Annotated in this window: 9 protein-coding genes and 1 tRNA gene; all 10 read right to left on the reverse strand. The window is 46.3% G+C overall.

Features of this window, described 5'->3' with window-relative positions:
• Positions 1-44: 44 nt before the first annotated feature.
• Positions 45-167 carry a hypothetical protein gene (locus tag QUB51_RS14895; protein ID WP_333262286.1) on the reverse strand — a complete coding sequence of 41 codons (123 nt, stop codon included), beginning with the start codon at positions 165-167 and terminating at the stop codon, positions 45-47.
• A gap of 141 nt (positions 168-308) precedes the next feature.
• Complete coding sequence (locus QUB51_RS14900; RefSeq protein ID WP_445243027.1) at positions 309-671, reverse strand: DUF433 domain-containing protein; 363 nt, start codon at positions 669-671, stop codon at positions 309-311.
• A gap of 224 nt (positions 672-895) precedes the next feature.
• Positions 896-977, reverse strand: a tRNA-Leu gene (locus QUB51_RS14905).
• A gap of 318 nt (positions 978-1295) precedes the next feature.
• Entirely contained in the window at positions 1296-2006 is a 711-nt protein-coding gene (locus QUB51_RS14910) for a peptidoglycan-binding protein (RefSeq protein ID WP_333232202.1), read from the reverse strand.
• Between the two features lie 757 nt (positions 2007-2763).
• The gene (locus QUB51_RS14915; RefSeq protein ID WP_445299462.1) at positions 2764-3465 is read right to left on the reverse strand and encodes a glycosyltransferase; all 702 of its coding nucleotides are present in this window, start codon (positions 3463-3465) and stop codon (positions 2764-2766) included.
• Positions 3466-3498: 33 nt separating this feature from the next.
• Positions 3499-3684 (reverse strand): hypothetical protein, encoded by a 186-nt coding sequence (locus tag QUB51_RS30420; RefSeq protein WP_445299380.1) that lies wholly within the window; start codon positions 3682-3684, stop codon positions 3499-3501.
• Positions 3685-3933: 249 nt separating this feature from the next.
• On the reverse strand, positions 3934-5457 hold the full coding sequence (locus QUB51_RS14920; RefSeq protein WP_333053243.1) for a carboxypeptidase M32: 1524 nt from the start codon (positions 5455-5457) through the stop codon (positions 3934-3936).
• 79 nt (positions 5458-5536) lie between these two features.
• On the reverse strand, positions 5537-6739 hold the full coding sequence (locus QUB51_RS14925) for a tetratricopeptide repeat protein (protein ID WP_333232200.1): 1203 nt from the start codon (positions 6737-6739) through the stop codon (positions 5537-5539).
• Between the two features lie 413 nt (positions 6740-7152).
• Complete coding sequence (locus QUB51_RS14930; protein ID WP_333208324.1) at positions 7153-7875, reverse strand: Uma2 family endonuclease; 723 nt, start codon at positions 7873-7875, stop codon at positions 7153-7155.
• A gap of 205 nt (positions 7876-8080) precedes the next feature.
• Positions 8081-8718: tetratricopeptide repeat protein (locus QUB51_RS14935; protein WP_333208323.1), on the reverse strand; the 638-nt coding region annotated here is incomplete at its 5' end.

Consider the following 8718-nt stretch of genomic DNA (forward strand, 5'->3'; position numbering starts at 1 on the left):
ATCTACTGAATATGCTTTCATTTGTGTATTTTTTTAATCTATTCTTATTGTACCTCATAACACCCGGAAGTGCTGTAATACAGCCTCACGCTTTCAATCATCGGTTTGATGAGCAACAATGAGGCGATCGATTTCTTGGTGGTGGCGATCGTAATAACGCCAAGCATTCTCTAGAACGCGATCGGAGTGTGGATTTATGTTAAGGGGAGATGAATGATTCGGTCTTGGTATTAGTTGCGTTTCCGGCGAAGCTGTGTAGCATAAATGGGCGTAACATTCTCATCCATCAAATATTTAAGTGCCATTCCTCAAGCACCCTGGATCGCGGTTTGCCTTTCCCGTTCAGCTTTCAATTTTCGCAATCTTTCTGCTGCAGGATGGGGATTTGCTGCTTGCATTTTTCGCTGCTGATGCGACCACTCCAACCAATCTTGCAAATATCTACTTACTGATTCTTGATTTTGTAAATAATACAAAATAGTCGTATAAACTTCTGCTAAACTGAGAGAGGGATAGAGTTGCTGAATTTCTTCTGGGGTGCGTTCCCGATAAATATACTCATACAGTACCGTCTCAATCCCGATGCGATGTCCTTTAATACGAATATCATCCGGTGCTAAGAAATCAAAATACTCATTAAGTCCCATATCTAAACTTCCTGTTTTAGCCATCTACTATTCTACTGGTGATCGGGAATCCCTTGATTCGCCCGATCGGCATCATCAGAAGTTAAAACATCACAGTCAAGGGTACGCAAATGCTCGAACATTGCGATGATCGCACAGAGTGTTTGAATCGACCGCCTTACTCGCAAGAGTCAGCGAAACATGAGCAAAAAACGGGATTCTTGGTTCCATGAACCTCCAACCCTTGATTTATAAAGTATTAGATAGTATGCGGATAAAAGGACTTGAACCTTCACTCCTCTCGGAACCAGAACCTAAATCTGGCGCGTCTGCCAATTCCGCCATATCCGCATTTTGACATTTAAATACTATAGCACACAACAGAGCGATCGGTCAAGCGATTTTAGATTTTAGATTTTGGATTTTAGATTGAATACGGCGACCTACTGATAAATCCGCAGGCTGATGACCCCATAGCTCGATCGCCCAACATCGATTTTAGATTTTAGATTTTAGATTTTAGATTGAAGAAAGCGACCCACTGATAAATCCGCAGGCTGATGACCAAATTGCTCGATCGCTCAACATCGAGAAACCCGGTCATTTTGGGACACCGGGTTCAATCATGAGTTATCGCCACAGCAATTTTCCGTATTTTTCACTCGTCGCTTACTTTTGGCCCAGCGCCTTCCAGGTTGTGTCGTCCACCATGCCGCTAGCGGTCAAACCCTTATTCTCCTGAAAGCTCTTGACAGCCGTAGCAGTGCGAGCGCCAAAAATGCCGTCGATCGGGCCCGGATCGTAACCCTGCATTTCCAAACGCACCTGTAGCGTCTTCACCTTGGAACCGACAGCGCCTTTATTCAGAAGAGTTGGAGGATTGCCGGCAACAGCAGCATTGCTCAGAGTTGGAGCATTGCTCTGCACAGTTTCAGAAGCTGATGCCGGATCTGCTGCTAAAGCTGTCCAAGTTTCTTTATCCACAATGCCATCTGCGTTCAAACCCTTAGACTGCTGAAAAGCACGAACCGCCGATGTAGTGCGAGAGCCATAGGTACCGTCGATCGTCCCCACCTTGAAACTGTGCACCTGCAAGCGCTGCTGTATGGCTGCAACTTCTGGCCCGTCAGCACCCGCCGAGATAGTTTTTTCCTTTCTGACTGGCGCCTGCTCGCCCGCGTAAAAAGGCTTGTTAAACATATCTGCTTTGGACTTTCCCTCCGGCGATGCTGACGAACCCGGCTCGGCGGGAGCCGTAAAGTCTCTGCGGTACTCTTCCTGCACCAAGGGTTCGGAGTCAAAAGCAGCAATTGCCTTTCGGGTTAAGCCGGGAGCGAGCAGAGCAATCAAGCTGAAAATCGTAACAGTAGTCACACGCATAAATTTCATCCTGTTGGTAAGGTTTGACAAGGTTTCCCTGTTTTCATGTTTCTAAATCTAATTGTATTACCCGGACAGCTTTCTGAGACATATAGCAGAAGCAAGAAGGAAGAATGACTTTCGACTTCGCGATCGGGTAACAAGAAGTCCGAGGGAAGGGGTAATAGACCGCATTGGTTTAGGCCATTAAGAAAGTTCTAAGCGTCTGGCGCGGTTGCTATATCTGCCCCGGTCTCTAGAATTTCGGCAATGGGGAAACCACCATTCAGAAGTTGCGAGTTGGAAGTTACCTGTTAGAAGTAGGAGCCGGTTCGCACTATTCCTAATAAAGCCGATTGATTCCGAGATGTTTCGTTACCAAAGCCCATATTTTCGTATAAACCACATCTTTTAGCCTCAGTCTTATGGTACAAAGTCGGCAGTCATTCACAAATCTTGACAGGCGTATTTTGTACAAAGTTGATCTATGAAAGGCGAAGTTTTTTCCTTTAATCTCCCCGTAATATCAATTTCGGTTGTATCTGAGATGTTGCACCATTCTCAATTACTTGCTTAGGAACAGGCTTTTCGGCCTGTTCCACAATAAAATTCATCTCTTGTGGAACAGGCCGAAAAGCCTGTTTTTGAGAATAGTACAACATCTCAGTTGTATCGGAATTATTAAACCCCTCTTGACGCAGAGGATACAGAGAAAGGGAAGAGAGAGAGGAATAATTCCGATACCAACGGATTTGATATAAAAAGCAAAACTCGCGACTTATCGGTTAGCGTGTTCTGCCAATAAAGCCTTCGCTTTCGGCTTGTAAATGAGATAAAACAGCGATTCTATGTAACGGAGCATATCTTCGCGGTTTTCCTTGGACGAGTAGTTCCAGAAACCGTAAGTCCGCGCCAGCGTCAGCAGCTTGGTAGTGTGAATTTTCCAGGTATAGGTGCTGTAAACTCGGTCAATTCCTCGCGTTGAAATTTTATACCAATAGTTGGGATTGTGTTCGCATTTCGATAAAAAGTCGAGAATTTTTTGGGCAGTCTCCTGGTGGTTGGTCGGGTTGATATAAAACCCATTTACGCCATCTTGAATGATTTCCAGCGGGCCGCCAAACTGCGTCCCGAAAGTGGGAATCCCGGTAATCATTGCTTCGAGAATTGTCAAGCCGAAAGCTTCAAATAATGCTGGCTGAACAAATATACCTTGGGTGTCGGCGATTACCCGGTAGATTTCGCCGGACAGGCTTTTGGAAAGCCTCACTCCCAGCCAGCGAATTTTACCGTGAAGGTTGTATTGGTCGATAATTGCGTAGAGTTTTTTAATTTCTTCTGCTTCTTCGTAGTCTTCGGTTTCTTCGACCCGCAGTTTGCCAGCTACTAGAATTAAGTTGCATTTTTCTTGCAATTCCTGGCTTTTTCCGAACAATTCTGCTAAGCCGGTCAGGTTTTTAATGCGATCGAGCCGGGCCATCGAAAATAAAGGGCGCTTGTGCGGATCGTCGAGTTATCCAAAGACTTGTTCGGGGTCTTCTAGAGTAAACAGCAGTTCGCCCGGCCGATCGCGATCGCCTTGCACCCGGTCTTCTATCCGCGTGTAGGGAAAGTAGACACTTTCGTTGACTCCCGGCGGCACTACGTTGAATTTAGGGAAGATTGATAAAACTGTTCGGGCTTTTCCTATTTGGTGCAGTAGGCAACAAAAGTGTTAACTATATCGTTTCGCAGCAAATATTTGTTGCCCAAAGCGCGTCAATTGCTGGCAAACTGAGGCAAGTCGGATTTTTTGTCGCTGGCCATAACAGCCTGAAACAGTTCTGATATAGGTAGCCGCTTAATTTTATATCTTCTTTGAGATTCGCTCTAAGGGGGGGCGATACAAGTTAGTATCGCCTGTTTTTTTTAGGTAATTTAAAAGCCTGCAATTTTACATTGCTATCCCTCAAATGACATAAAATTCCCCGTATTTGTGGCGAATGTAGCGGATAAAGGGATCGATAGTTAAAGGTGAACCGGTAACGCGATCGATCAATTCGACAGCGGTGTATTTACGGCCGTGCTGGTAGATGTTTTGTTTTAGCCAGTTGTGGAGTACGCTAAAATTGCCCCGTTCTATTTCTACGGGAATTTCAGGATTGAGTTTTACTGCTGTTTCGTAGAATTGGGCGCTCATCAAGTTGCCGAGGGTGTAACCTTGGAACATTCCGCCGATCGTACCAACATACCAGTGAACATCTTGCATCGCGCCTTCGCTGTCTGTGGCGGGGACAACGCCGATGTCGGTTCTATAGCGTTCGTTCCAGGCTTCAGGGAGGTCTCGGACTGCTAGTTTTCCCTCTACCATTGCCAATTCTAGGTCAAAGCGGATGGCGACGTGGAGGTTGTAGGTTACTTCGTCGGCATCGGTGCGGATGAGCGATCGCGAGACTTTGTTAATGGCCCGGTAAAATGCGTCAGTGGATACGTGTCCCAACTGTCGCAAAAATATGCCTTGGAGTTGCGGGTAGAAACATTCCCAAAAACCGCGGCTGCGCCCGACCATATTTTCCCAAAGTCGCGATTGACTTTCGTGGACGCCGGAGGAAATGCCACCTGCCAGAAGGGTACCTTCAAATTCCGGGGAATTTCCGAGTTCGTAGAGGGCGTGTCCGGCTTCGTGGATGCTGCTGAACAAAGCTTGATCCAAGTGGTCTTCATAGACGCGGGTGGTAATTCGCACGTCGTCTATGGAGAAGTTGGTCATGAACGGGTGCAGGGTGGTGTCTTGCCGTCCCCGTTGGAAGTCGTACCCCATGCGTTCTACGACTTTACGAGTGAATTCTAGTTGCTGGGATTCTGGGAAGTCTTGGTGCAAGCAGGAGTCGTCGGCGGGAGGTTGCGAGGTGATGGCTTCGACTATCGGCACTAATTCTTGACGCAGTTTGGCGAAAAGCGGGCGCAACAGCGATACTTTCATGCCGTAGTCGCTACGATCGATCAAAGGATCGGCAATGTGTTCGTAGCCGGGAAAAAAATCGGCGTATTGCCTGCTTAATTCTAGGGTTTTTTCGAGATACGGCTCAACGGCTGCGAAGTTGTTGGCTGCCCTGGCCGCGGCCCAAGCTTCGTAGCAGTCGGCTTGGTGGCGGCAGAGTGCGGACATGAAGGTTGCGGGGACTCTGGAGGCGCGATCGTAGTCTCTGCGGGCGATGCGGATCAGGCTGGCTGCGGTGGAGTCGTAGGGCAGGGTTTGTTCGTAGAAACGCAAGTCTTCTAGGAGTTCACCTATTTTTGGATCTGTAAATTTTTCGTGGGATATTTGTTTGAGAGTAGCCAACTGGCGGCCTCTGGCATTTGCACCTTTGGCCGGCATATAAGTTGATTGATCCCAATGCAGCAGCGACGAGGCTGATTCGATGTCGTTAACTTCTCTGAGGTGGGCTGCCAGTTGAGCGAATTTTGCTTGAGTTTTGTCTAGGGTTTGCATGATGGGGGTTTATGGTGCTGTTTTGCCTACAAAGGTTGCAGTGCGGCATCCGTATCCATCAATCATAGCTACCCTGAAATCAAGCTAAAAACCGCACTTCTTCCCGTATTGTACGCAATTTAGAGTCATTTTTGCACAATTTCCGGTATTTATGCGGATTGAGTTCGATCGCCTTGGATAAGTTTTCGATCGCCAGCCGGATGCTGGTAGCTACAAGTTCGGGGCTGTTTGTGAGCTCGCCTGCTTCTTTTTCCATGGCGTAAATGCAAGCTTTTTGATAGTAAAGGTTTGGATCGTCGGGTGTGAGTGCGATGATTTTATCGTAGGAGGCGATCGCTTCGGCAAATCGTTGAATTTTTTTGAGGGCGATGGCGCGGTTGTACCAGGCTTCGGTGTTGTCTGGCTGCAACTCTACGGTTTTGTCCCAAGAGGCGACTGCTTCATCAAAGCGTTGTAAGTTGGCGAAGGCTAAGCCACGGTTGTAAAAGGTTTCGCTGTCGTTTGGGTGGAGTGCGATGGCTTTGTCCCAGGATGCGATCGCTGATTCAAATTGTCCCATTTGTGCGATCGCCCTGCCGCGTTTGTTCCAAGCTTCGGCGGAATTCGGCCGCAGTTGCAGGGTTTTGTCGTAGGAGGCGACGGCTTCCGGGTAGAGTTTTTCATCGGCTAGGGCTAAGCCGCGGTTGTACCAGGCTTGATGCAAGTCTGGTTTGAGTTCGATCGCTTTGTCGTAAGAAGTTATCGCGGCTGTATTTTGGTCTGATTTTCTCAGGGCAAATGCTTTGTTGTACCAAGCTTCGCAGTAGTCTGGTTTGATGGCTATAGCTTTCTCGTAGGAGGCTATCGCTTCTGATAATTTTTCTAAGCTGACGAGGGTGTTGCCGCGGTTCGTCCAAGCTTCGGGGTAGCTGGGGTTGAGTGCGATCGCCTTTTCGTAGGATGCGATCGCTTCTGAGAGTCTGTTGAGCTTCCGCAAAACGTTGGCTCGATTGTACCACGCTTGGGGATTGTTTGGTTTGATTTTTAGGGATTGGTTGTAGGCTGCGATCGCTTCTTCTAGCTGGCCCAATTTTTTGAGGGCTACGCCTTGGTTGTACCAGGCTTCATAAAATGTTGGTTCAAGTTCGATCGCTTCTTCCCAGGATTCGATCGCAGCTTGAAAGCGTCCCATTGCTTCTAGGGCGTTGCCGCGTTCGTACCAGGTTTGAGCCTTTTGGGTGTTGACTGCTATGGATTTTTCCCCTGAGTCGATCGGCTTTTCTATGCTGGCTAATTTTTGCAAGGGGTTTCACCTCATTATTTTCTGTCTAATTGATTCTTTTCTTTTTTATATGCGATCTTTTTCGCCTTTGAGTGCTTTCGATCGATCCTATTTGGTTATTTATGGCAATTTTACAGGAATTTGGGGACTTTTTCAATTTTTTTTATTATAATTCTAGAGCTGGGATTGGTAGGTATAGATTAATACTATTTTTTTGAGCTGACCGAAACCATCCAGGATACAAGGCCCCGAATTTATCCGTGGGGTCAATGCTAAAATCTAAAATCTAAAATCTAAAATCCAAAATCGATTGACTGCGTAGAAAAGAGGAAAGGGCGATCGGGCTGACAGGATTACGTTAAAACCACAAATAACCGCGATCGCCACAAACGACATTTTTCAAACAAACCGGGCTTCTGAGCATTTATTCGGGGTTAAATGCTATCTGGATCGATGTTCAATTCGCGCAATTTAGCTGCTAAACGTTGAGCAATTTGATTGGCTTGTTCGGCCCTTTGATCTGCTTGTTCGGCTCTTTGATTGGCTTGTTCGGCTCTTTGAGACTCTTGTTGTAGGCGCTGACGATCTAATAACCTCTCTTCTTCTAATTCCGCATAGGAAAGAAACTTTTCTCCATTAGGTCGATAAATTTCTAACCCATCTTCTACCAACTCAAATCGCACACCTAATCTCGGACTAATCCATCCCTCCATAGGCTCAATAACTTCTAAATTTCCCTCAATTCTTTGCCAACCTTCCAACTCATTTCTTTGTGGATCGTAAAGGTAATACTCCTCAACTCCATAACGCTGGTAAAATGAAAGTTTTTTATTCATTTTAGTATTGCTGTCGTTATGGGATCGAATCTCAAAAACGACTTGAGGGCCAATATTATCCTCTCGATATTGTATGTAGGAAAGGCGATCGCCCTTTGGCCTCCCAAATATCACCATCGTATCAGGTGCTTGAGAAATTTCCGGTTTCCCCTCAACTGGATACCACAGTAAATCGGCAGCAACAAAAATGTTTGGGTCATCTTTAAACAGCGATTCGCAACCTTCTTTGATTTTGACAATTAATTCGTATTGAATTGTGCTTTCTGCCATTGGTTGACCGTCGCTGGAAGGATAAATGATTTCTTGGGTTGTGACTTGCATAGTCGTTGTCTCCGAGAAGTATCTAAGTTTAATTGTACTATTTATTCAGATAACCAGGCGGTTGAAACCGCATCTACACAAACAATCTCCGCCTACGCGGACTAAGAAATAGTGTGTATTTGTGATGCTGTAGGGGCGGGTTCGCCAACAATTTCTGCCAATAACTAACAACCTCATAAACCCGCCCCCACCAAACGACAAATCTCTATCCTTGAATCAAGGTTTGAAATTGAGGGTGCGATCTAATGCTGTCAAAATCAGAGTCCGTTTTTGCCATTTCTCGCCAATTGTCAGGATTCAGATTGATGGCTTGCTGCAAATTATGAATTGCTTGGTCAATCTGACTGTGTAACGCATAGCAGCAAGCTTTATTATAAAATGCTGGGTGATAATCGGGTTTGAATTCTAAGGCTTTGTCGCAGGAGGCGATCGCTTCTTCCCATCTGCCTAAATTAGCTAGTGCAATGCCCCGATTGTTCCAGGCTTCGTGATAATCGGGTTTTAATTCTAAGGCTTTGTCGAAAGAGGCGATCGCAGCTTCAAGCCTGCCTAAATTACCCAATGCAATGCCCCGATTGTTCCAGGCTTCGTGATAATTTGGTTTGATTTCTAAGGCTTTGTCGTAGTCGGCTATCTCCTCTTCAAATCTGCCTAAACAACCCAGTGCAACGCCCCGATTGTTCCAGGCTTCGTGATAATCGGGTTTTAATTCTAAGGCTTTGTCGCAGGAGGCGATCGCATCTTCAATCCTGCCTAAATTATACAGTGCAATGCCCCGATTGTTCCAGGCTTCGTGATAATTTGGTTTGATTTCTAAGGCTTTGTCGTAGTCGGCTATCTCCT

This window comes from Microcoleus sp. AT8-A3, assembly GCF_036705675.1.
Taxonomy (GTDB): Bacteria; Cyanobacteriota; Cyanobacteriia; order Cyanobacteriales; family Microcoleaceae; genus Microcoleus.

What these genes read in the sequence shown, in the direction of transcription:
- QUB51_RS14895 (WP_333262286.1), bottom strand. Translation starts at nt 167, where the DNA reads ATGCTTGGCGTTATTACGATCGCCACCACCAAGAAATCGATCGCCTCA.
- QUB51_RS14900 (WP_445243027.1), bottom strand. Translation starts at nt 671, where the DNA reads ATGGCTAAAACAGGAAGTTTAGATATGGGACTTAATGAGTATTTTGAT.
- QUB51_RS14910 (WP_333232202.1), bottom strand. Translation starts at nt 2,006, where the DNA reads ATGCGTGTGACTACTGTTACGATTTTCAGCTTGATTGCTCTGCTCGCT.
- QUB51_RS14915 (WP_445299462.1), bottom strand. Translation starts at nt 3,465, where the DNA reads ATGGCCCGGCTCGATCGCATTAAAAACCTGACCGGCTTAGCAGAATTG.
- QUB51_RS14920 (WP_333053243.1), bottom strand. Translation starts at nt 5,457, where the DNA reads ATGCAAACCCTAGACAAAACTCAAGCAAAATTCGCTCAACTGGCAGCC.
- QUB51_RS14930 (WP_333208324.1), bottom strand. Translation starts at nt 7,875, where the DNA reads ATGCAAGTCACAACCCAAGAAATCATTTATCCTTCCAGCGACGGTCAA.